This is a genomic window from Treponema endosymbiont of Eucomonympha sp. (genome assembly GCF_001028545.1).
In genome coordinates this window covers 1-531 of record NZ_BBPW01000498.1, presented here as the reverse complement: position 1 = coordinate 531, position 531 = coordinate 1, and the positions used below count along the sequence as shown (strand labels likewise).

The following is a 531-nucleotide window of genomic DNA, read 5'->3' as shown; positions in this document are numbered from 1 at the left end:
CCCCCCCCCCCCCCCCCCCCCCCCCGACCGCAAAGACCCGGGCGGGCGCCTGTTTTACGCGACAACCGCTTCCGTTATCGCGCTCCACGGTCCCTGTTCGCCCTTGCCGTTTTCATAGCACGTCGCGTAATACGCCGTCTGTGCCTTGTTCGCCTCTGTGTGAGCTATGACGAGCGTCGTTTTCCGGCTGAATTTCGTTTTGGGCAGAGCCGCTCCCGTCGCCGGTCTTTCCCCGCCGATTTGCCACGAATAGCGGACGCCGTATGCGTCGGCGGGTTTTGACGTGTCGCCGGTAACGTGATTAAGGGCGCGCACTTTGTGCTCAAAGTGGTTTATGCTGTTCAGCACGTCCGTATCGGGCTGGGACGTCGGCGCGCCGTGGCTTGTGGGCGTGTTCGCGGAGCGGATTCCCCAAAAGAGTTTGTCGTCGTCCCGCATTCGCTTGTTGAAGCGGACTGCCGAGTTCGCAAAATCCCGCATTACGTCCACGCGCTGTCGCTGAACGCCGCGGTGAATCGCTCAGTCATTCCC

Annotated in this window: 1 protein-coding gene; it reads right to left on the bottom strand. The window is 62.1% G+C overall.

Features of this window, described 5'->3' with window-relative positions; translation table 11 throughout:
- Window positions 1-54: 54 nt before the first annotated feature.
- Window positions 55-480: a hypothetical protein gene (locus AWU74_RS07765; RefSeq protein ID WP_062328790.1), complete on the bottom strand. Its 426-nt coding sequence runs from the start codon at window positions 478-480 to the stop codon at window positions 55-57.
- Between the last annotated feature and the right edge of the window lie 51 nt (window positions 481-531).

Excerpts from the sequence above, each read along its gene's own strand:
- AWU74_RS07765 (WP_062328790.1), bottom strand. The coding sequence starts at position 480 with ATGCGGGATTTTGCGAACTCGGCAGTCCGCTTCAACAAGCGAATGCGG.